This is a genomic window from Chryseobacterium sp. CH25, assembly GCF_004119455.1.
In the GTDB taxonomy this organism is placed as follows: Bacteria; Bacteroidota; Bacteroidia; order Flavobacteriales; family Weeksellaceae; genus Chryseobacterium.
The window spans coordinates 154,770-176,648 of record NZ_NRQT01000005.1; the positions used below are offsets into that span (position 1 = coordinate 154,770).

Annotated in this window: 20 protein-coding genes; 16 read left to right on the forward strand and 4 right to left on the reverse strand. The window is 34.3% G+C overall.

Annotation, left to right across the window (positions count from 1 at the left end; genetic code table 11):
* The first annotated feature begins 21 nt into the window (after positions 1-21).
* The 4 genes from BOQ64_RS13625 (at position 22) to BOQ64_RS13640 (ending at position 4,848) form a co-directional block, all read left to right on the forward strand.
* A complete protein-coding gene (locus tag BOQ64_RS13625) occupies positions 22-1,512 on the forward strand; it encodes an MFS transporter (RefSeq protein ID WP_129057383.1) in 1,491 nt (496 codons plus the stop codon).
* A gap of 234 nt (positions 1,513-1,746) precedes the next feature.
* Positions 1,747-2,673 (forward strand): mevalonate kinase, encoded by a 927-nt coding sequence (locus tag BOQ64_RS13630; RefSeq protein ID WP_129057384.1) that lies wholly within the window; start codon positions 1,747-1,749, stop codon positions 2,671-2,673.
* Positions 2,674-2,684: 11 nt separating this feature from the next.
* Entirely contained in the window at positions 2,685-3,614 is a 930-nt protein-coding gene (locus tag BOQ64_RS13635) for a UbiA family prenyltransferase (protein ID WP_129057385.1), read from the forward strand.
* Between the two features lie 64 nt (positions 3,615-3,678).
* A complete protein-coding gene (locus BOQ64_RS13640; RefSeq protein ID WP_129057386.1) occupies positions 3,679-4,848 on the forward strand; it encodes a proline dehydrogenase family protein in 1,170 nt (389 codons plus the stop codon).
* A 1,447-nt stretch (positions 4,849-6,295) separates the two neighbouring features.
* On the opposite strand, the gene BOQ64_RS13645 is transcribed toward BOQ64_RS13640, so the two are convergent.
* A complete protein-coding gene (locus BOQ64_RS13645) occupies positions 6,296-6,832 on the reverse strand; it encodes a helix-turn-helix transcriptional regulator (protein ID WP_129057387.1) in 537 nt (178 codons plus the stop codon).
* A 959-nt stretch (positions 6,833-7,791) separates the two neighbouring features.
* On the opposite strand from BOQ64_RS13645, the gene BOQ64_RS13650 reads away from it, so the two are divergent.
* Positions 7,792-8,901: a M14 family zinc carboxypeptidase gene (locus tag BOQ64_RS13650; protein WP_129057388.1), complete on the forward strand. Its 1,110-nt coding sequence runs from the start codon at positions 7,792-7,794 to the stop codon at positions 8,899-8,901.
* Positions 8,902-9,081: 180 nt separating this feature from the next.
* On the opposite strand, the gene BOQ64_RS13655 is transcribed toward BOQ64_RS13650, so the two are convergent.
* Positions 9,082-9,597, reverse strand: coding sequence for a DUF4920 domain-containing protein (locus BOQ64_RS13655; protein WP_129057389.1), 516 nt, complete (start codon positions 9,595-9,597; stop codon positions 9,082-9,084).
* A gap of 142 nt (positions 9,598-9,739) precedes the next feature.
* Here BOQ64_RS13655 and BOQ64_RS13660 point away from each other — a divergent pair, with 142 nt between their 5' ends.
* The 6 genes from BOQ64_RS13660 to bla all read left to right on the forward strand — a co-directional run bounded on the left by BOQ64_RS13660 (position 9,740) and on the right by bla (position 15,618).
* Entirely contained in the window at positions 9,740-11,152 is a 1,413-nt protein-coding gene (locus BOQ64_RS13660) for an APC family permease (RefSeq protein ID WP_129057390.1), read from the forward strand.
* A 171-nt stretch (positions 11,153-11,323) separates the two neighbouring features.
* Entirely contained in the window at positions 11,324-11,764 is a 441-nt protein-coding gene (locus BOQ64_RS13665; protein ID WP_045497241.1) for a GPW/gp25 family protein, read from the forward strand.
* A 23-nt stretch (positions 11,765-11,787) separates the two neighbouring features.
* A complete protein-coding gene (locus BOQ64_RS23960) occupies positions 11,788-12,840 on the forward strand; it encodes a type VI secretion system baseplate subunit TssF (protein ID WP_228448373.1) in 1,053 nt (350 codons plus the stop codon).
* A complete protein-coding gene (locus BOQ64_RS23965; protein ID WP_228448374.1) occupies positions 12,816-13,670 on the forward strand; it encodes a hypothetical protein in 855 nt (284 codons plus the stop codon). The genes BOQ64_RS23960 and BOQ64_RS23965 overlap by 25 nt, the downstream gene beginning before the upstream one ends.
* Positions 13,671-13,694: 24 nt before the next feature.
* Positions 13,695-14,621: a DUF3829 domain-containing protein gene (locus BOQ64_RS13675; protein ID WP_129057391.1), complete on the forward strand. Its 927-nt coding sequence runs from the start codon at positions 13,695-13,697 to the stop codon at positions 14,619-14,621.
* Positions 14,622-14,727: 106 nt separating this feature from the next.
* Positions 14,728-15,618: a class A beta-lactamase, subclass A2 gene (gene bla, locus BOQ64_RS13680; RefSeq protein WP_129057392.1), complete on the forward strand. Its 891-nt coding sequence runs from the start codon at positions 14,728-14,730 to the stop codon at positions 15,616-15,618.
* Positions 15,619-15,695: 77 nt separating this feature from the next.
* Here bla and BOQ64_RS23125 read toward each other — a convergent pair whose 3' ends face one another.
* Positions 15,696-15,866, reverse strand: coding sequence for a hypothetical protein (locus BOQ64_RS23125; protein WP_164975809.1), 171 nt, complete (start codon positions 15,864-15,866; stop codon positions 15,696-15,698).
* Between the two features lie 92 nt (positions 15,867-15,958).
* Between BOQ64_RS23125 and uvrA the strand changes: the two genes are divergently transcribed.
* The 3 genes from uvrA (at position 15,959) to BOQ64_RS24875 (ending at position 20,065) form a co-directional block, all read left to right on the forward strand.
* Positions 15,959-18,790, forward strand: a complete 2,832-nt coding sequence (gene uvrA, locus BOQ64_RS13685; RefSeq protein WP_129057393.1) for an excinuclease ABC subunit UvrA — start codon at positions 15,959-15,961, stop codon at positions 18,788-18,790.
* A gap of 84 nt (positions 18,791-18,874) precedes the next feature.
* Positions 18,875-19,702, forward strand: a complete 828-nt coding sequence (locus BOQ64_RS13690; RefSeq protein ID WP_129057394.1) for a hypothetical protein — start codon at positions 18,875-18,877, stop codon at positions 19,700-19,702.
* A gap of 228 nt (positions 19,703-19,930) precedes the next feature.
* On the forward strand, positions 19,931-20,065 hold the full coding sequence (locus tag BOQ64_RS24875) for a bacteriocin-like protein (RefSeq protein ID WP_073300311.1): 135 nt from the start codon (positions 19,931-19,933) through the stop codon (positions 20,063-20,065).
* Between the two features lie 30 nt (positions 20,066-20,095).
* On the opposite strand, the gene BOQ64_RS13700 is transcribed toward BOQ64_RS24875, so the two are convergent.
* On the reverse strand, positions 20,096-20,608 hold the full coding sequence (locus BOQ64_RS13700; RefSeq protein ID WP_129057395.1) for a hypothetical protein: 513 nt from the start codon (positions 20,606-20,608) through the stop codon (positions 20,096-20,098).
* A gap of 194 nt (positions 20,609-20,802) precedes the next feature.
* On the opposite strand from BOQ64_RS13700, the gene BOQ64_RS13705 reads away from it, so the two are divergent.
* Positions 20,803-21,315, forward strand: coding sequence for a DUF421 domain-containing protein (locus tag BOQ64_RS13705; protein WP_129057652.1), 513 nt, complete (start codon positions 20,803-20,805; stop codon positions 21,313-21,315).
* Between the two features lie 4 nt (positions 21,316-21,319).
* Complete coding sequence (locus BOQ64_RS13710; protein ID WP_129057396.1) at positions 21,320-21,811, forward strand: GNAT family N-acetyltransferase; 492 nt, start codon at positions 21,320-21,322, stop codon at positions 21,809-21,811.
* Positions 21,812-21,879 lie beyond the last annotated feature (68 nt).

A 21,879-nucleotide genomic window follows, 5' to 3' on the forward strand; every position in this document is an offset into this window, starting at 1 on the left:
TGCTACTAATATTTATTTGAAATGTCTGAAACTGAGAATCGACAGCCCAACCACATAAAGAATAATCCGAAGATTATGAAAGCTTGGGCGGTATATGACTGGGCCAATTCCGTGTATTCCCTGGTTATTACTTCCACTATTTTCCCCATTTATTACTCTATTCTTACCACAGCGTACGAGAAAAAAGAATATGTGACGGAAACCAAAAAATGGATTGATGTTCCGGTAAGACACGCCATCAAGATTTTTGGAAACGAATATCAGCCGGATGCTGTGTATGGATATTCATTAACCATCTCATTCTTTATCGTAGTATTATTGTCTCCTTTTTTATCTTCACTGGCAGATACCATCGGAAATAAAAAATCATTCCTGCAGTTTTTCTGCTATCTGGGAGCAACATCCTGTATGGGATTAGCCATGTTTACAGGAATGCATAATGTATTTCTGGGGCTTTTATTCAGTATTACAGCAAGTGTCGGCTTCTGGGGGAGTTTGGTGTTTTATAATTCCTTCCTTCCGGATATTGCAACGCCGGACAGGCAGGATGCTCTTTCTGCAAAAGGATATGTCTATGGATATCTTGGCTCCGTGGTATTAGTGGTATTGTGTTTAGTTCTGATTCAGGTTTTTGCCAAAGGAGCAGCACAGCAGCTTTTATTTACAAGAATCAGCTTCCTGTTGACAGGAGCATGGTGGTTTGGGTTCTCTCAATATACCTTTAAGCACCTTCCTCAGTTTGGAGATGTAAAAGATAAGCTTCCTAAAGACCTTGTATTATTAGGCTATAAAAATATTTTCAAAAAACACGAAGAGCAAGGAGGATTCTTTGAAGTATTAAAAGATAACATGAGCTTTTACAAGGATATTGCCAAAGAAAGTTTCCATGAACTATATAAAGTAGGAGGTGAACTTTTCAAAGATAGAAATCTAAAGTTCTTCTTATCCAGTTTCTTCTTTTACAGCGTAGGAATGCAGACGATCTTCCTTATGGCAACTTTGTTCGGAAAAAGTGAAATCAATTTAGCTCAGGATAAACTGATCGGAACACTTTTGGTGATCCAGATTGAGGCTATTATCGGAGCTGTGATCTTCTCAAGATTATCCAAAAGAATCGGAAACAGAAACGTAATTTCAATTGCTATTTTCCTATGGATCGTTGCCTGTATCTGGGCGTATTTCCTGAACAAGGAAAATCCAACAGTAGAATATCAGTTCTATGGAGTAGCAGCAGTAGTAGGATTGGTAATGGGAGGTCTTCAGGCAATGTCCAGATCTACTTATTCAAAACTACTTCCTGAAAACTCTATGGAAAACACAACCTACTTCAGTTTTTATGATGTATTGGAAAAGATTGCAATTATTATTGGAACATTTATTTTTGCCACATTAATTGAGCATTTTAATAATATGCGAATTGCAGCTTTGTCTATGACACTATTCTTTGGTGCAGGATTGATATTGATCCGCTTCCTGAAGGTTACAATGAGAAAAGACAGAGAAACACTATAAAATCAAAAGACGTTATTTTTAACGTCTTTTTTTATTTTTTAACTTAATATTAATTCCAGATCAGCAGTGGGATTGATTATAGAATTAATACGGAAATTTTCTGAATCCGGCATTTTTTTTGTATTTTTATATAACAATTGAGTAATGCAGAACTAAAAAACTGATAATTCGGTCCGGGTTTTGCTTATATTCAGCGGAATAATTTTTAACTTTGCAAAAAGATTTATTGTCATTATGACCAACCCTTTATTTTATGCAAAAATAATCCTGTTTGGAGAATACGGAATGATTGAAGATTCCCAGGGGCTTGTAGTACCTTACAGCTTCTATAAAGGAACTTTAAAATTTTCAGACCTGGCTTCAGAATTTGAGCTTAATTCAAACAGACATCTGCAGAAATATTCAGACTTTCTTACAACGCTTGATCTTTCTGATGACTTTACATTGGATATTGAGAGCTTCAAAAAAGATATTTCAAACGGACTTTTCTTCGATTCTAATATTCCGCAAGGATATGGAGTAGGAAGTTCAGGAGCTTTAGTGGCTGCTATTTTTGAAAAATATTCGATCAGCAAACTGAATTCAGATAATATCTCCAAAGAAAATCTTAAGAAATTAAAGGCGGTTTTCGGTGAAATGGAAAGCTATTTCCATGGTAAAAGTTCCGGAATGGATCCATTGATCTGCTATATGAACCTGCCAATTCTTATTGAAAATAAAGAAAATTTAGACAGAGTGTCTATTCCTGAAGGACAGGAAGGAAAAGGAGCTATTTTCCTGATTGATTCCGGAATTACAGGAGAAACAGGACCTATGATTCAGATCTTCTTTGAAAAAATGAAGACAGAAGGGTTCCGTAAAACTTTGAAAGAAGAATTTATCCGTTACAACAACGCCTGTATAGAAGCGTTCCTTAAAAAAGATATGAATCCTTTCTTCAGAAACCTTAAAAAACTTTCTCACTGGGCGTATGAACATTTCCGTCCAATGATCCCTGAAAGTATTTTTAACATCTGGAAAAAAGGTCTGGATTCTAATGCTTATTACTTAAAACTCTGCGGAAGCGGTGGTGGAGGCTATATTTTAGGCTTTACCCAGGACTATGAAAAAGCAGAAAAAATGCTTGACGGCTTCCAAAAAGAAGTGATTTACAGATTTTAAACAGGTTGGAAATGAATTCTGAAAAAGAAACTTTCCAATCCAAAAATTATATCTCAAAATCTCTATATTACAGATTTTCACAATTCGTGGGCTTTTTACTCGGAGCACGTTTTTTTGTAGCAGCTCTCCTTACATTTGCCCTTTATGTTTCCACGTTTTTCCTTTTTAATCAGGAAGAGTCTTTCAGAAATTTTGTCTTTGATTTCAAAGTACACGGGATTATTTTCTGTACTGTTCTCACCATTTTAGCAGGAGGAATCATTAATCAGTTTTATGATCTGGAAAAAGATCATATTGTAAAACCTTTCAGAACCAGAATTCAAAGCTTCATTAAGCAGAAATATTTTCTATATGCTTATCTGGGATTAAGTGCCATTTCGTTAGGAGTAGCCTGGATGATCTCTCATAATGTTTTCATCTTTTTTGTAGTGTATCAGTTCTTTATGTGGTTTTACAGCCATAAATTGAGCCGAATATTAATCCTGAATAATCTCACTTTTGTAAGCCTTACCCTATATCCATTCTTCGGAATGATGGTGTATTATGAAACTTTTTCTAAAAAGGTTTTCCTGATGGCTGTTTTTCTTTTTCTGATTCTTTTATGCATTGATATTGTAAAAGATACCCTAACCAGAAGTGTAGATAAAACATTTGGATATACTACCATTCCTAATTATTTTAAAACCAGAAATACGAAGACGATCCTCATATCTTTACTCCTGATAACAATGGCTGTTTCAATGAAAATTATTATGAAAACAGGAGTTACTGGATTTATGGCTTATTATTTTGCAGGAGGCCTGTTTGTGATGATTCTTTGCATCTATCTCTTTTTAAATTCCACCCGAAAAAGCAACTTCCTCACACTTAATATATTACGTTTATGGGTTTTTGTAGGAATTATAGCAATGCTTTTAAACGGAATTGAGCATAAATTATGATAAAAATTCTTTAAATAAACTCAGGTTATTATTACCTTTGCGTAATTAAATTTAATAAATAGGAATGCCCATTTTTAATGATACTAAAGTTGCATTTGCAGACAAGACAGATGCACAGTTGAGAAAGGCTTACTGGATGTTTAAAATGATTGAACAGCCCACTCTTACCAGCCTTGGAACATCCGTTCTTAATTTTACAGTACACAACAACTTTCCATTCGTTACCGGAATTGTAAAAAGCACTTTGTTTGAGCAGTTCTGCGGTGGAGAAACCCGTGAGGAAAGTATGAAGGTAGTAAAACAGCTTTTCAAAAGAGGAGTTGGAAGTATTTTCGATTATTCCATTGAGGGGAAAGAAGATGAAGAGACTTTTGATGCAGTATGTAAGGAGATTAAAGATATCGTAAGATTTTCAGTTGGAAATCCGGCGATTCCTTTTATCGTATTTAAACCTACGGCATTCGGAAGAATTGATCTTTATGAAGCTGTTGGAAAAGGAGCCGAGCTTACGACCAGTCAAAAGGAAGAATGGGAGAGAGTGGTAAGAAGATTTGATGAAGTATGTGCTCTTTGCCATGAAAATGACAAAAAAGTGATGGTAGATGCAGAAGAAACCTGGATGCAGGATTCCGCAGACCAACTTTGTGAAGAGATGATGGAGAAATATAACCAGGAAAAACCTATCGTTTGGAATACCATCCAGATGTACAGAACAGGAAGGCTGGAATATATGGAAGCAAATCTTCAGAGAGCAAGAGAAAAGAACTATTTTATTGGATATAAGATTGTTCGTGGAGCTTATATGGAGAAAGAAAGAGCCAGAGCAGCAGAAAAGGGATATGCAGACCCTATTCAGCCTACTAAAGAAGCTTCAGATAAGAACTATAATGCAGGAATTGACTTTGTAATGAATCACCTGGATAAAGTATCTGCATTCTTTGGAACGCACAACGAAATCTCTTCCGAATTGATTATGGATAAAATGAAAGCCAAATCTTTGGAAAACGGGAATCCACACGTTTATTTCGGACAGCTTTACGGGATGAGTGATAATATTTCCTTCTACCTGTCTGATAAAGGCTATAATGTAGCTAAATATCTTCCATATGGACCTGTAAAGGATGTAGTGCCATATCTTACGAGAAGAGCCCAGGAAAATACCTCTGTAGCCGGACAGACCGGAAGAGAGCTTGGACTGATCAAAAAAGAATTGGAAAGAAGAAAGAAACAATAATAATTGTTGTTATAAAATAAAGAAAAGATCTACAGAATATGTAGGTCTTTTTTATTTGAGCTATTCTAAAAAATTATTGTATTTATTATAGATTCTTTAATTTACAAACTACACTTTGTATTTGTAATTAACTAACCTTTTACTGTTAATAGTAATTATTTATTAAAATAATTCAATTTTTATTGATGATTTGGTTTTTAATTTTTATATTTGATAAAACTATAAAAAACTGATATGTGAGTAAAAATACCTGCTGCGATTCTGTTATAATGTGACAGGATTTTTGGGTTTCTGAATGCATTAATTGTCTATATAAATTCGTTAAAATTCTTGGGTGTACACATTTAAATGAGTAATGAAAAAGCTTAAACAACCCCCGAAATTTACCAAATTAAAAAAAACAAAATAAAGCAAATAGCTTTAGTTTTCTTCTTCAAATATTTTTTGCCTGGCCTTTTTCTTGGCCAGGTTTTTAATTTTTTTACTTATAATTAATGAATTTATTTCACCTTTATTCTTTCAATATACCTCAATTATTATATGAAATTTTAGCTTCAAAAAATTCGATTTTAAGTTTTTCATAAGAATAATTTCCTAGCAGATCTAAGAAATTTACACGTATTTTGAGCTCTGATAATTTTCAAAAATGTATAAGATTTTGTCGCAAAGAATTAATGATTCAAATGTTTTATTTTAGCAAGCAAAGAGCTGCGACTTTGTCGCTGAAGAAGCTGTATGGTTATACATTCGCTTAGTAATAATCAATGAAATTGATTCTGTCTTAGCTCCCTTAAAATAGGCATAACTTTTATTAAAAACTTTGTGTCAAAGAAGCGTTCGGCCTTGCTTTTTAATAATGAATTAGTTTATTATTTTCTCGCAGATCCACGGGATTTATGCAGATTTTTAACCGGATAATTTTCGAAAATGTATATGATTTTGACACAAAGAATTAATGATTCAAATGTTTTATTTTAGTAAGCAAAGAGCTGCGACTTTGTCGCTGAAGAAGCTGTGGCTATGCATTCGCTTAGCGAGAATCAATGAAATTGATTCCTTCTTAGCTCCCTTGAAATATGCATAGCTTTTATTAAAAACTTTGCGTCAAAGGATCATTCGGCTTTGCTTTTTAATAATGAATTAGTTTATTATTTTCTCGCAGATCCACGGGATTTACGCAGATTTTGAATCTGTATAATGTGAGAAATTGTATGATTATTCATCCGCTTATCAAGAGTCAATGGAATTAATTTTACCCTTGGTACCTTCAATTGCATGATTATTTTAGCCACGAATGCACAAATAAAATCATTCGTGCATTCGTGGCGATTAAATATTTAATATTCAATTTTACGATTAATAAGTTTGGTGGTACATTGAAACTACCAATTGATATTTGAATATATTCTTAGAATAATTTTCAGGTTTAGACTATGAATTTTGAATCCTAAGGCTCAAAACTCTCGAATTTTCCATTTTCATAGAACAAAACAATACGTTTTATTTTATTGGTTTGATTTCCAATAACTTGACTTAGTATTTCCTCAGGAGAATTTTCTAATCGCTGAGAATCCGATATTTTTTCCGAGGCTTTATCTTGGGTTGATATAACCGATTCTCCAGAAGCTGTTAGAGGATGCTCAGTTTCGATTTCATCAGCTCCAAATTCATCATCTTCGTTGATCATGGTGAAAAGGTCGGGTAGAGGAGTTGTTTTTACCAGATCTTCTTCAGGCTGTTCTTCCATGATTTTTATGTCCGGTAACTCTGATTTTAACATTTCACCTTCACCAGTTACTAACCAATCCCAAAGAAGTTCAGGAAAACGGGATTTAATTTTTATGATAAATTCCAGTGACGGTTTATTTCTTCCGGATGTAATATGGGAAATAGATGAACGTTGTACATCAATCTCATCTGCAAATTCAGATGGAGTAAGTCGGGAGTACTCTATAACTTTTGAAATTCTTTCATTTAAACTCATAAAAATAAGCCATTAATTATATTACAAATGTAAATAATAAAATTTACAAAAACAAACTACAAATGTAAATAAAAGAAGAATTTGCCAGTATACAATTGTAACATTAGTTTAATTCGTTAATATATAGTTATTTACAATTCAATTACAAATGTATTTTACTATTGTAGAGGCTAAATTTATCCGATGAAGGAATTCAATTTTAGGATCATATTCCTGATAAATGACCTTTAAAAAGGGATTATTAATGTAAATTTTAGCTGGTAAAAGACCCTTTTAATAAACTGTTTTTCCCTTTTTTATAATTTACAATGGTTAACTCCAATATAAACAATAAATCTCTAAAATAAGGGCTATGTATCAATATATTTAGGTTTAAAGCTAATATACATAAGTAAATTAATCTTGTAAAACATTCTTTTAGGGAAGATTTAGCGCATTATTTACAGATATACTCTATTTGATTGATGAATTATTTTTCGCTAAGTTTTAAAGCTCTCTAAAAAATCAATTCTAGGTCAAATTTTGGCATTTTTTAAAACTTATCTCGTTTTTACATTTGTATATAATGGTAAAATACCCTGTTTTCCACAATTGATATGTTTAAAAAATATATGCCCAATTGTCCTAAAATAGGCATTTATCCACTTCAAGTATTCTTACAAATAGTATTTAGATGAATGTTATAACTAATTGAAATTGTAACACTTAAGTATATGCAATTAAATTATTCGCAATCCACAATTTTATCAACAGACATTTTGTCAATACAAGCTGTTTAATAATGTTACTTATGTTAATCAACCAACAACAAATAAAATTCTAATTTTAACTTTTGTAAATCAAAACTTGTTTACAAAAATTTATTGAATTTTATTCATTTTCGTGCTATTTACAAATGTTAATGTTTATTGTATGCCTTAAAATGGTTAAATTTGGTTTCAGTAAATTATTTTCCAGCAATGAACTTTGAACATATCTATTCTCAGAACCCTGATTTTTCTAATCGCTATATTTCCCCTGAAAAATTATTTTCTTACTTACAGGCGAATCTCAGCGATTACATTCAAGAGATCGGAACATCGTATTTAGAGAAGCCTATTTATCAGCTAAGCATCGGAACCGGAAACATTCAGGTATTGGCCTGGTCACAAATGCACGGGAATGAATCCAATGCTACCCATGCTATGCTTGATCTATTAACAAGCCTTGATAAAGCTCCTGAAATGAAGGAAGAGTTGTTCAGTAAAATCAGACTGGATTTTATCTTTATGTTGAATCCTGACGGATCTGAAAGATGGACAAGGTTAAATGCTGTAGATATAGACCTAAATCGTGACTTCCACAACGAGGCAAGTAAAGAGATTAAGTTTCTGAAAAAAGCAGCTACTTCAAAGAGGTATGACTATGCTTTGAATCTTCATGAACAACGAACCATTTTTACTACAGATGGTATTCACCCAGCCACTCTTTCTTTTCTGGCACCTTCTGAAAATGTAGAGCGTACCATTACGGAAAACAGGAAAAAATGTATGGCGGTTATTGGGAATATTTATAACCACTTAAAAGAAATGATCCCTAACCAAATTGGAAGATATTCAGATGAATTTTATCCGACTTCCACTGGTGATAATTTTATAAAGGCCGGTATGCCTACTATATTATTTGAAGGCGGTCATTTTGTAGATGATTATACCAGAAAGGGAACAAGAAAATATTATACGATTGCTTTATATTATGCACTGAAATCAATCAGTGAATTGAACTCAGATATTACTGGATGGGAAACTTATCTTGATATCCCAGAGAATAGAGAAACCCATTATGATATTATCTATAGAAATGTTAAACTGAATACAGAACATGAGTGTATTTTAGATATTGCAGTTCAGTACAGAGAAATGAAAGAGGATGGAAAAGAGGAAATTTCTTTTGTCCCTTTTGTGATGGAAGCGGGAGATGTTAAAAAAAGAAAAGGCTGGCTGGAAGTTGACTGCACAGGAAAGAAATTTATTTCTGCCAATAAATATCCGAAGCTGGATTCAGTAGTAGATTTTACAATAGAAGATTAAAAATTCGGCAGCCCAACAGGCTGCCGAATATATTTTTATATAATATTTATGAATAAAAATATAGATAAATTTCTTTCAAAAAAAGATAAATACAAATTTCTCTTTTCTTAATTTTTAAGATTTACGTAATCTGCAAAATCTGCAAGATATTTTAGTATTTTCTTCAATTGTAGAAATTCTTTAGTTTACTACCTTAATTCCACTAGCCAGGAATCTGATTTCTTCTTTAGGCTGTGTAATAGCATCAATTTCAGATTGAGGTTTTTTAGCATCCTCAGCATAATGTTTCTGTTCATCTACAGAAATTACTTTTCTTTCAGCATTTCCTTCCAAAACTACATTTTTACCTTTTAAAGCAGTAGGAACAAAGAAGGCATAGTCTTTCATCTTTACAAAAAACTGTGAATTATCATCAGTCTGGATGGTTAACCAACATCCTTTTTTCTCGCAAACATCGGTAACTTTCCCTTTGATGGCTACGTTTTCCAGTTTTTTATTTTCTTTTTTAAGTTTCTTTCCCAGTTTGTCTACTGTAATTGCTTTAGATTCTGTATTAGCAGCAACTCCCGCTCCATAAGTATCACCTAACAGGGCATTACCAGCCGGCGGTGAAAATTTCTTTTGTGATGTCTCCTGTGCAAATGCAAGTGTAGAAGCACTTACAGCCACTGCAAATAGAATAGCTTTAAATTTCATGTTTAATATTTTTTTCAAAAATACTAATTAATATTGAATCATAAATCGATAAAAATTAATAATAAATAGACTCTTGTGTAAATTTTTAATAAAATTCAAAATGAAAGAGAGATTTGTTTATATTTGACGCCTATACTTGACTATGCATAAAAAACTGAAACTATGGGATGCCATTATGCTCGTAATGGGATCTATGATTGGAAGTGGAATCTTTATTGTAAGCGCTGACATGATGCGGAATCTGGGCTCCGGCTACTGGCTGATTGTTGTCTGGATTATAACCGGAATAATGACTGTAGCCGCAGCTATAAGCTATGGAGAACTTTCTGCCCTGTTTCCAAAAGCTGGAGGACAATACACTTATCTGAAAGAGATCTTTGGTAAAAAGATGGGGTTTCTTTACGGCTGGGGATTATTTACCGTGATACAAACTGGAACAATTGCTGCAGTAGCAATGGCTTTCGGTAAATTTACAGCTTATCTGATCCCATCACTTAATGACGCTGCACCTATCTTCCAAAGCGGTGAGTTTAAAATTACCTGGATACAAATTTTAGCAATTGCTATTATTCTTCTGCTTACCTATATCAATACAAGAGGTGTTGAAAGTGGAAAGTTTTTACAGAATATCTTTACAGGATCAAAGATCATCGCATTATTAGGATTGATTGCAGCTGGATTTATCCTGGTTGATTTTTCTCATTTATCTGAAAATTTCAGTTTGGGTATGGATTCTTTTAATAATCTGAAAAAAGATCTGAGCGGAAATTTCCTGAAAGAAGGCTGGGAACCTATTGGTGGAATGACCTTAATGGGTGGAATTGCAGCAGCTATGGTAGGTTCTGTTTTCAGTTCTGTAGCCTGGGAAAGTGTAACATTTGTTTCCGGAGAAATTGAAAATCCAAAGAAAAATGTAGTAAAATCAATGATTTACGGAACTTCTGCCGTGATGATTTTATACATAGCGGTTAATTTTGTGTATTTAAATGCTTTAGACAGAGACAGTATTGCCTTTGCCACGAATGACAGAGTAGCTGTAGCTGCATCACAGAATATTTTTGGAAGCGCTGGAACTGTTATTATTGCGGTGCTAGTAATGATTTCAACTTTCGGATGTGATAATGGATTGATCTTAGCCGGAGCAAGGGTTTTCCAGACGATGGCAAAAGATGGAATGTTTTTTAAGTCAGCAGAAAAGAATAATAAAAATGAAGTACCGGAAAACGCATTATGGATGCAGGGAATCTGGGCTTCTTTACTATGTCTGAGCGGGCAATACGGAAATCTTCTGGATATGATTTCTTTTGTGATCGTTCTATTCTATATGATTACCGTTTTCGGAGTTATCTATTTAAGAATTAAACAGCCTAATTTAGAGAGACCTTATAAAACATGGTTATATCCTGTAACGCCAATCATCTACCTTATTATAGGAACTGTTTTCTGTATCCTATTATTAATATATAAACAGCAATATACATGGCCGGGATTTTTACTGGTACTCTTAGGACTTCCGGTATACTATTTCATTAACCGGAGAAAAGCAGATCAATAGATTAACATAAAGAATACAATATAGATAATGGTTTCAGGGCTTTCAATTCAGATTGAAGGCCCTGGCTTTTGAATAATATTTTAATTTATTATAACAATTATTTAGTGAAAATGTGTATTTTGGTATTTCGTTTTTAAGCAAACGGAACCATGAAGTAAAAAACAAGAAGTTATGGATACACCAAATTACAGAATGCCCTTTGTACCGTCTACACTAATGACAGAAGGGGGAAGTATCGATACCTGCGATATGGGGGAAAGTATTGCCCACAATATTATGCTGCTGATCACCACCAAAAAAGGGGAGAACAGATACGATGAAAACTATGGAAACGATGTTTGGAACCTGGAATTTGATAATGGAGTAACCAGTGCCATCTGGGAAAACGTTTTTGTTAAAAGTCTCAGAAGACAGATCCAGGAATATGAACCGAGAATAGTACAGCCGCAGATAGATGCCAACATCCAATTTGTAGAACACAGTTACGATACCAAAGAACACACCGAAATTAAAAAGAAAGTAAGAATTGCCATCAATGCCAAAATGGAGGAAACAGGAGAACGTTTCAGTTTTTCAACAGAGCTGTTCCTGAGCCCGATGTCTATTGATTAAAATTTTTAATAGAGAAAAAAATTATGAACCTAGATCAAAATATTTATTCCAAAGAATCTGTAAAAGCAAGAATGCTTCAGAATGCCACTAAAGTATGGGGGTTGAAAAGTCCACAGTCTTTAGATCCATTTGTAAAACTATTGATTGACGCATTCAGTACAGAAGTTTTTAAAGCGAATAATGAAATACAGACAGTAAACGCCCGAATTCTTGAAAAACTGGCAAAACTGTTAACACCATCTATTTATACTCATCCTATTCCATCCCATGCGGTTGCTTTCACGCAACCTTATGATTCTACTGAAGTTTTATTGGAACACACAGAGTTTTTCTTCCGTAAGCAAATGACCTCCACTGTGAAATCGGAATCGGATAAACAATTGAACATTCCTTTTACTCCGGTAGGGAATGTAAGAATCAATAAAGTTCATACTTCCGTAATGTTTGTAGGAAATACCTGCTACAGTATTGATGACCGATTTAATAAAATTCCAATTGCCAGATTTAACGGCAGGCCTGAAGATTACAGGAAAGTAACTGTAGGAGTTGACGTCAGCAAATATGTCAGCGAATACTTTCCTAAATACATGAGCATATTCTGCTCTAACCCTGCTTTTGAACATTTGGATTTTGTATATAAATTATTACCGTACATTACTGTTTCAAGTAATGGAAATCCTTTGTTTGTAAGAGAAGGTTTAAGCTATCTTACAGAAAGTACTCAGGATGGTTACGAGCAAATGTTTAAAGAACAATCCATCCGAAATAAAGTGATTGAAGATATTAAAAGTATCTACCGTCATAAATTCATTGAAATTACAGGACTTTCCAGCAGTTTGTTCTCAGAACCCGGACAACTTCCACAAAATCTTGATTTCCTTGCCGGAAAAGAAGAAATTGTAAAATACCTGGATAATAAGCGTTATTTATGGCTTACTTTTGAGTTTCCACCACAGTTTTCAGCAGAAATTCTTGATAACTTCTCATTTGTATTAAATGCTTTCCCAATCTATAACAGAGGCTGGAAAAAACAGAATACAGCCTTGATATTATGGGGAATAACATTCCTTTGGTAACGGACGAGGGAGAACATTTCTTATATGTAGATGAAGTACAGGATGGGGACGGAAGAAAATATACCGAAATACCATTTACTCCTGCAGATGACCTTAAAAAAGGATTGTATACCGTAAGAAAAGGAGGAATGGAGCGTTTCACCAACAGAAATGCTGTAGACATGATTGCAAATGTACTGGAACTAACCAGAGATGAAATTGCAGCATTTTCCCTTTTAAACAGAGATAATGTAAAAGGAGTTCTGAGTGAAATGTCAGATAAGATGAAATCTATGGTTCAGAAAGTGAACAATGCTAAGAGAAACATCAGGCAGGAACTGAATTACGTTATTATGGAACCTGTAGAAAAAACAGACCATACGTACGCTTCTTTCTGGATCACCCATTGTACACTAGCCAATCACATGCGTCCCGGGACTGAACTTTCCAATCAGCTAAAGTCTCAGACGGTTGTATTGCTTACAGAAACACTGGGTGGAGCAGAAGAACAGAAAGGTACAGACAGTATTCAGGCTTATAAATATGCTTTAACAACAAGAGATAAAATTATTTCTCTTGAAGACGTTAAGAACTACTGTAGAATGGTTCTGAAAGATGAGTTGAGGGAAGTAAGGGTAAGAAGAGGAACAATGATCAGTAACAAACCTAAAGAAGGTTTCGTAAGAACCGTTGAGGTAGAAATTGTTCCACAGAATTATTCTTTTTACGGAAGAGCGTATTGGGAAAATATGGCCAATATCACCAGAAACCAGATCATTGCCAAAGCAATAGATGGCATTGAATATCTGGTAAAGGTAACCAATGAGGACGTAGAATTCCAGGATATGTAAATCAGACAATTAAAATAAAAAGATATGAAGAAGATTATTGTACTCGCAATGGCCCTGTCTTTAACAGCTACAGTGATAAGCTGTAAAAAAGGTGCTGAAAAACTTAACACAGTTTTGAGTATGGGAAGCGAGGCAGATGCAAATGCTATTATTGATTTTAATAACAATTTTATAGACTCTTATAAAAGTACATCCAAGCATATTGACAGGATCTTAAAATATGCAGACGAGGCCGTAGCCAAATCAAAAGGTGAAAATGTACTGATTATGCCAATTGTATTAACTTCAATGGATTATTCCTTTTCAAAAATTAAAGAAATTCCATCAGGCTTTGATAAAGAAAAGAGCAACATTGAAAAAGAATTCAATATTTATAAGGCTAAAAAAGAAAATATAGACAAAAAGATTGAAGAACTTAAGTCTTATATGACTTCGGAAGACTATAAAGATGATAAAGGAGCAAAAGCAGAAGCCATCAGAAAAGAAATTGAAGCTGATGTGAATGCCTTTTATGCTGCCGGGGAAAATATTATGACCAAGATTAAACCAGCTACCGATGCAGCAGAAGAAGTTATTTTGAAAGATCATCCAATGAAAGAATATATTATTTCTTCCAAAAATGTGATGAATTCTTTAGACTCTGTAATTGATCTTTTAGGAAAACAATATTCCGGGCAATTCAATGAGGCAGAAGCTCAGAAAAAATATGATGAATATGCCAAAGCTCTGGAAGCAAATACTAAGCTGAATTTTGATGTGAAAGATCCGCAGTATTCTTATAAAAAATCTCAGTTTGAAAGCCTCAATAAAAATGCTTCCAACTTTTTAGATCTTTATAGAAAACTGATAAGAGATGCTAAAGAAAAAGGAAAGATTCAGGATAATGATATCCAGCAGATTGATTCTTCCTATGAAAGTGTACTGGGAGCATACAATAGCTTTGTGAAATAACTTTTTTGGCATCTAGCAATACCAATAGTCAAATTTAAAATATGAAATGCCGTAGCAAATACGGCATTTTTTATATTCAATTTAGAATAAACATTAAACTATTTACATGAAAAAAGCATCACTTTTTATATCAATCTGCCTTTTCAGCATTCAGTTAAAAAGCCAGACGATGCAAGACCTGAGAAGTAAAATCAATACCATCATATCTACGAAAAATGCAACTGTTGGGATTTCCGTAAAAGGAATTGAAGATAAAGATACTTTAAGCATCAACGGGAATAAAGAAATGCCCATGCTGAGTGTTTTTAAATTTCATATTGCGTTATCCGTTTTAAATCAGGTAGATAAAGGGAAATTAAAGTTGAATCAGAAGTTCTTTATTAAAAAAGAAGAGTTATTACCCGAAACATGGAGTCCGATAAGAGAAGAATATCCGGAAGGAAATATGTATTTGACATTAGATCAATTATTAAGATATACAGTCTCTCACAGTGATAATAATGGCTGTGATATCCTGCTTAGGATAGTAGGCGGAGCACCGGTGGTTCAGAAATTTATTAATCAGCAAGGCATAAAAGATTTCACCATACGATTGAATGAGCAACAAATGAACACCTTTGAATCCTATTTTGTCAACACATCAACCCCTTTAGCAACAACTGATCTTTTAGAAAAATTCTATAAAGGAAAAGTTTTAAAAAAGGAAACCACAAAATATTTATATCAGATCATGGTAGAAACGTCCAGAGGATTAACCTGGATGAAAGCAGGTTTACCGGCAGGAACAGAATTAGCCCACCGTACAGGAATTTCAGGAAGAAATGAACAGAATATAAGAGCTGCGATGAATGATGTGGGAATTATAAAACTACCCAACGGGAAACACGTGATCTTATCTGTATACCTTAAAAACATTAATGAAGAAATGAAAGACACAGAAAAGATCATTGCCGATATTGGAACTGCAGTCTGGGAATATTATGTAAGCAAGCCATAAATACTGAACAAAATAATAGTAAATAGGTCCAACTTCACATTAATAGCATCATCTATATTCAAACACTCAGCATTGTACTATCCATAATCATCTGTGAAAATCAGTGCAATCTGTGGGAAAATAAATTCAATAAAAACGGGCTTCAGCCCGTTTTTATCAATAATAACCCGTCCATAGGCTTTAGCCAAAACCTTTAAACAGTATTTATACAAATATTGAGATAACATTAAGTCGAAATAAACTTTCATTATAAAAATTTTAACCCTTTCATATTAAAAAAAATTCCATAAAAATCCGTATTTTTGCACGTCGTGATTTTCAGGCAAAATCACTCCAAATTATGAGCAAATCAACAGAATATATAGAAGTTTACGGAGCACGTGAACACAATCTAAAGAATATTAATGTTAAGATCCCGCGCAACGAACTGGTAGTAATTACCGGGCTTTCCGGGAGTGGAAAATCTTCACTGGCTTTTGATACTATTTTTGCAGAAGGCCAGCGTCGTTATATAGAAACATTCTCTGCTTATGCCCGTCAGTTCCTGGGTGGATTGGAGCGTCCCGATGTAGATAAAATTGAAGGACTTTCACCCGTTATTGCCATTGAGCAGAAAACCACTAATAAGAACCCTCGTTCTACTGTAGGAACCGTTACAGAACTGTATGATTTTCTTCGTCTTTTGTATGCAAGAGTATCAGATGCTTATTCATTGTCTACAGGACAGAAATTGGTAAGTTATACCGAAGATCAGATTCTTGATACCATTAAGGAAAACTACAAAGGAGAAAAGATCATGTTATTGGCTCCTGTGGTACGTTCCAGAAAAGGACATTATCATGAACTTTTCGTACAGATGGCTAAAAAAGGATACGGACAGGCCAGAATTGACGGTGAATTACAGGATATTGAATACGATTTAAAACTTGACCGTTATAAAACCCACGATATTGATATTGTAATCGATCGTTGGATTATCGGAGAAAGTGCTTCAGAAGGAAGAATGGAAAAATCCCTTCGTACCGCAATGGAAATGGGTGAGGGAATCATCGGAATTCAGAAACTGGGAAGTACAGAGATTGAATATTTCTCCAAAAATTTGATGGATGCTGAAACAGGACACTCTTTAGCATTACCGGAACCGAATACTTTCTCATTCAACTCTCCAAAAGGAAGCTGCCCGAACTGTAAAGGATTGGGAACAATCAAAAAGATCAATACCGATTATTTTATTGATAATCCGAAACTATCTATCAACCAGGGAGGTTTATTACCATTGGAAGATATTAAATCTAATAAATGGATTCTGGCACAGATCAAGAACATTCTTGAAATCTTCGGATTGGGAATGACCACTCCATTACAGGATATTCCGGAAGAAGCATTGGATTATATCTATAATGGATGCCATAAGGAATTCAATAAAGACCTGAAATATGCAGGAATTACCAAGAAGATTAAGATTAGCTTTGATGGTTTGATCGCTTTCATGGAAGAAATTATTGATGAAAGAGAATCTTACGAAGCTATTTTACTGGAAAGACACTTCACTACAGAAGAAACATGTCCGGAATGTGGCGGAACCCGTCTTCAGCCTTCAAGCTTAAGCTTTAAAATTGACGGAAAGAATATTGCTGAGGTCAACGGACTAAGTTTAGCAGATTTAAAAGAATGGCTTGCTGATGTTAAAGATAAATTCTCTGAGAAAAATAAAATCATCGCTCACGAGATCTTAAAAGAAATTGAAACCAGACTTCAGTTTCTACTTGATGTCGGATTGGATTATCTAAGTTTAAGCAGAAGCTCAAAAACCCTTTCCGGAGGAGAGTCACAAAGGATTCGTCTGGCAACACAAATTGGTTCTCAACTTGTGAACGTTTTATATATTTTAGATGAACCAAGTATCGGGCTCCACCAGAGAGATAACGAAAGATTGATTCATTCCTTAAAGAACCTTAGAGATATTGGGAACTCTGTTTTAGTCGTAGAACACGATAAAGATATGATACTGGAAGCCGATGAGGTATTGGATATTGGTCCAAGAGCCGGAAAATTTGGAGGTGAAATTCTTTGGCAGGGAAAACCAAAAGATCTTTTAAAAGCAGATACCATCACTGCTCAGTATATCAACGGGAAAAGAAAAATTGAAATTCCGGCTGAAAGAAGAGCAGGAAGCGGCAAAAATATTGTGCTGAAAGGAGCAACAGGAAACAACCTTAAAAATGTAACCTTGGATGTTCCGCTTGGAAAATTAGTAGTAGTAACCGGAATTTCAGGAAGTGGAAAGTCTTCTCTGATTAACGGAACGTTATATCCAATTCTAAACAAGCACTTCTACAGAGCGGTCCAGGAACCTTTACCATACAAAAAGATAGAAGGGCTTGATAATATTGATAAAATTGTAGATGTAGACCAAACTCCGATCGGAAGAACACCACGTTCTAATCCGGCAACGTATACAGGAATGTTTACAGATATCAGAAACCTTTTTGCAGAATTACCAGAGAGTAAGATCCGTGGATATAAACCCGGAAGATTCTCTTTCAACGTAAAAGGTGGAAGATGCGAAACCTGTCAGGGGGGAGGATTAAAAGTGATCGAAATGAACTTCCTTCCGGATGTATATGTTCACTGCGAAACCTGCAACGGAAAACGCTTCAACAGAGAAACGCTTGAAGTTCGTTACAAAGGAAAATCCATTTCTGATGTATTGGATATGACCATTGATGAAGCCGTAGATTTCTTCCAGCCGATTCCAAAGATCTTTGCAAAAGTAAAAACATTGCAGGATGTAGGTTTGGGATATATTACATTGGGGCAGCAGTCTACAACCCTTTCAGGAGGAGAAGCGCAACGTATCAAGTTAGCTACAGAACTAGCCAAAAGACAAACCGGAAATACTCTTTATATCCTTGATGAACCAACAACAGGGCTTCACTTTGAGGATGTGAAAATTCTGATGGATGCTATCAATCAATTGGTAGAGTTAGGAAACTCATTCATTATTATTGAACACAATATGGATGTGATTAAACTGGCAGACCATATCATTGATGTAGGACCAGAAGGAGGAAAACACGGTGGTCAGATTGTAGCGCAGGGAACTCCTGAAGAAATTGTGAAGTCTAAGAAAAGCCTGACTGGGAAGTTTTTGAAGAGAGAATTAGAATAAAATAGATCAACCTAAGTATACAAAAGAATTTGCGAAAGCAGATTCTTTTTTTATTTTTATCCCCCAAATCCAACCTATTCAATCATGAAAAAATATATCATTCTGGCAGTATTTCCGATACTTTTATCTTGCAAAAAGGAGAAAACCACAACTACTACAGCTACAGAAATAATAGCACAAAAAAAAGATAGCGTTACTGTTGCCGAGCCCAATTATAAGCTTGATGAAAGCACTGTTTTTGGAGTTTATCAGCTAACCAATAAAGATATAGCAATCTGTATTCCCGTTCAGTTTGGTGATTCTGATAATTTGCTATCAAAAAAATATGAAAACTTCCTTGTTAAAGATTCCATTCCGTGGATGTATGGAAGAGATATGAAGGACTATAAATATTACGATATAATATCTGTTGGCCCATTGTACTACAATAAAAGGTTTGAAAACGCTTTTAAAAAGGAAATGAAGAACTCTTATTTTGTCTATGGAACCAAATCTTTCCAGCAAAGTACAATTAAAAAGGTGGTTTTCCAGTCTACAGAATGTGGAAACGATTATATTGCTTACATCCTGAATGTAGATAAAAATATTGTGGGAAATCCGCTTATTGCTTCGGAAAAAGAAATTCCGCTGAAATATGGAAGTAATTATTCAGAGACCAATAAGTCTATCAAAAAATCAGCAGCGAAAGAAAGTACAGAAAACAACTATGGGTTCGGAAATTACAATCCTATTGTTTACGGAAACTATAAAAATCTGTATTTCACCTACTATGATGATTTCAAATGGTATGATAAAAAATCGGGTTCTAATTGCCAGTTTCCGGAAAGAGCCATTTTCGAATTAGATTCCAAAGGAATAGTAAAACTGCTCTGGAGTTCCGAAATGGATCTTCTTGGTTTACCATGCCTTTAATGATGGGACTTTTAAGCTCTTTTTGAGTTTTTAGAAGATATTGTAAACAAATAAAATAGTAAAGCTTTGACTGTCAATAGTTATACGACTTATAATCTATGAGAAATAATGTTTTTAGATAAAATATTTCAGCTAAAAAGTGTGAATAATGAAAATATTAAGCTTTAAATTGTAATAATATATAACAAAATTCATTTTATTTTTACAAAACCATAAAATTAAAACTATATGAAAAATTTAAAGAAACTGACTAAAGGAGATTTGAAGTCAGTGTACGGAGGAGAGCCAAAACAATATTGTACGTATTGCGAATGGGCAAACAAAGTATTTTGCAGCGAAATTCCAATCGTTCAGTGTCCATAAAAAATCAAGCCGCTTTTTTAAGCGGCTTTTTTATTGTTTTGAATACTGGATAAAATCAGTAAGACTTGTTTTAAGATCTTCTGAATTAGAGAATTTTTTATCAAAAGTGATATTATCTATTCTCCAGCCGGTATTGGCAATATTTACAAAATGGATCTTATCGTTCCATACTACTTTGGGCACTGCCGTAGGAATTTCCTTTTCCGGATCAACAGTTGCACCTGCATGTTCAAGCGTAATAATAACATCTGCTGTATTACTTTTTACATCAATAGATTGTATGGTATAATGAGTATAGCCCTCATATAAACTTGAAAATATTGCTCCCTCAAAGATCAGAGGTTTCTCATCCGGATGATCACTTTTTTTCACTTTTTCAATATCTGCTTTTGAAGCATTTATGGCAGTTTCTAATGTCTTTTTCAATTCCGGGGAAAATAAATCATCAGAAATAGGTTGATTGTACACTGCTTCATTAGATTTTCCATACTGGGAGTAAAGCTCATTGATCTTTTGAGTAATGGCTGTGTCTGTGTCTGTCATATTAGCTCCTTTTCTTTCATCTTTTTGCAACTGATAAAGAATAAGAAGATCCCGAGATATAAAAATAATTGTTTTTGCATTGCTGAATAAGGGTTTGGATAAGCTTTTTCAAATCTTGTACCAATACAGAAGTTATTTGTATTCATTCATTAATCAATACCAAAAAATCAATACATTTGAATAGATAAAAAATGATGGATCCTATTCTCAATGTTGCGGTTCGTTCCCTTTGCGTCTACCTTTTTATGGTAATCGCTATCCGTTTATTTGGTAAAAATCAGCTTTCCCAGCTTAATGCAGGAGATGTTGTTCTGTTATTGCTGATCTCGAATGCCGTTCAGAATGCAATGGTTGGACCGGATACTTCACTGCAGGGCGGTATTGTGGCAGCTTTAGTTTTATTTGCTGCTAACTTCATTCTGAAAAGACTCATGTTTTCCAATCGCTCCTTTGAATCCTTTATGCAGGATGAACCCGTTATTTTGATAAGGGATGGAATTGCAGATCAGACAGCATTAAATCGGGTTAAAATTACTGAAAATGAATTAGAAGAAGCCATCAGAGAGCATGGCATCGAAAATATAAAAGATGTTAAACTGTCTGTTTTAGAAGTAGATGGGAATATCAGTGTAGTCTCTCAGGATGAGAAAAGCAAACAAACCCATTACGCAAGAATCAAAAGAAAATCAAAAAGAAAATATCATTAATCCTATGAATTACGAATTAAGAGAAATGCTTCCCGGCGATGAAGCAAGAGTGTTGGAAATTTTCAGACAGGGCATAGAAAGCGGTATTGCTACTTTGGAGACCGAAGTTCCTACAGCAGAAGCCTGGAGTATGGAATATTTCAATGACTGTCGTTGGGTACTTGAAAACGAAAATAATGAAGTAGTAGGATGGTGTGCCTTGAAACCGGTAAGCAAAAGAGAAGCTTTTAAAGGAGTGGCAGAAGTAGGCATTTATTTCGATAACGAATACCAGGGAAGGGGATTGGGTTCCATATTGCTTAAAAAGATAATTTTGGATAGCGAGGACCATGGATTCTGGACATTGCAGACCAATCTCTTTTCCGAAAACGAAATGGCCATCAAATCTCATCAGAAAAATGGATTCAGAATGGTAGGCGTTCGTAAAAAATTAGGAAAGCTCAATGGAGAATGGAAAGATCTTGTCCTGATGGAGAAAAGAAGCGAGACCATTTAGCAATGAGTAATGAAGTGGCAAAAAGAATTTATTGTAGAAAATCAACTTTAAACCCTAAACCTTGAACC

Bases quoted from the DNA above. Each gene is read 5' to 3' on its own strand.
- BOQ64_RS13625 (WP_129057383.1), top strand. From the start codon at position 22: ATGTCTGAAACTGAGAATCGACAGCCCAACCACATAAAGAATAATCCG.
- uvrA (WP_129057393.1), top strand. From the start codon at position 15,959: ATGAGCAAATCAACAGAATATATAGAAGTTTACGGAGCACGTGAACAC.
- BOQ64_RS23960 (WP_228448373.1), top strand. From the start codon at position 11,788: ATGAACCTAGATCAAAATATTTATTCCAAAGAATCTGTAAAAGCAAGA.
- BOQ64_RS13710 (WP_129057396.1), top strand. From the start codon at position 21,320: ATGAATTACGAATTAAGAGAAATGCTTCCCGGCGATGAAGCAAGAGTG.
- BOQ64_RS13635 (WP_129057385.1), top strand. From the start codon at position 2,685: ATGAATTCTGAAAAAGAAACTTTCCAATCCAAAAATTATATCTCAAAA.
- BOQ64_RS13705 (WP_129057652.1), top strand. From the start codon at position 20,803: ATGGATCCTATTCTCAATGTTGCGGTTCGTTCCCTTTGCGTCTACCTT.
- BOQ64_RS23125 (WP_164975809.1), bottom strand. From the start codon at position 15,866: ATGAAAGTTTATTTCGACTTAATGTTATCTCAATATTTGTATAAATAC.
- BOQ64_RS13675 (WP_129057391.1), top strand. From the start codon at position 13,695: ATGAAGAAGATTATTGTACTCGCAATGGCCCTGTCTTTAACAGCTACA.
- BOQ64_RS13700 (WP_129057395.1), bottom strand. From the start codon at position 20,608: ATGACAGACACAGACACAGCCATTACTCAAAAGATCAATGAGCTTTAC.
- BOQ64_RS24875 (WP_073300311.1), top strand. From the start codon at position 19,931: ATGAAAAATTTAAAGAAACTGACTAAAGGAGATTTGAAGTCAGTGTAC.
- BOQ64_RS13665 (WP_045497241.1), top strand. From the start codon at position 11,324: ATGGATACACCAAATTACAGAATGCCCTTTGTACCGTCTACACTAATG.
- BOQ64_RS13660 (WP_129057390.1), top strand. From the start codon at position 9,740: ATGCATAAAAAACTGAAACTATGGGATGCCATTATGCTCGTAATGGGA.
- BOQ64_RS13645 (WP_129057387.1), bottom strand. From the start codon at position 6,832: ATGAGTTTAAATGAAAGAATTTCAAAAGTTATAGAGTACTCCCGACTT.
- BOQ64_RS13650 (WP_129057388.1), top strand. From the start codon at position 7,792: ATGAACTTTGAACATATCTATTCTCAGAACCCTGATTTTTCTAATCGC.
- BOQ64_RS13630 (WP_129057384.1), top strand. From the start codon at position 1,747: ATGACCAACCCTTTATTTTATGCAAAAATAATCCTGTTTGGAGAATAC.
- BOQ64_RS13640 (WP_129057386.1), top strand. From the start codon at position 3,679: ATGCCCATTTTTAATGATACTAAAGTTGCATTTGCAGACAAGACAGAT.
- BOQ64_RS13655 (WP_129057389.1), bottom strand. From the start codon at position 9,597: ATGAAATTTAAAGCTATTCTATTTGCAGTGGCTGTAAGTGCTTCTACA.
- BOQ64_RS13690 (WP_129057394.1), top strand. From the start codon at position 18,875: ATGAAAAAATATATCATTCTGGCAGTATTTCCGATACTTTTATCTTGC.
- bla (WP_129057392.1), top strand. From the start codon at position 14,728: ATGAAAAAAGCATCACTTTTTATATCAATCTGCCTTTTCAGCATTCAG.
- BOQ64_RS23965 (WP_228448374.1), top strand. From the start codon at position 12,816: ATGGGGAATAACATTCCTTTGGTAACGGACGAGGGAGAACATTTCTTA.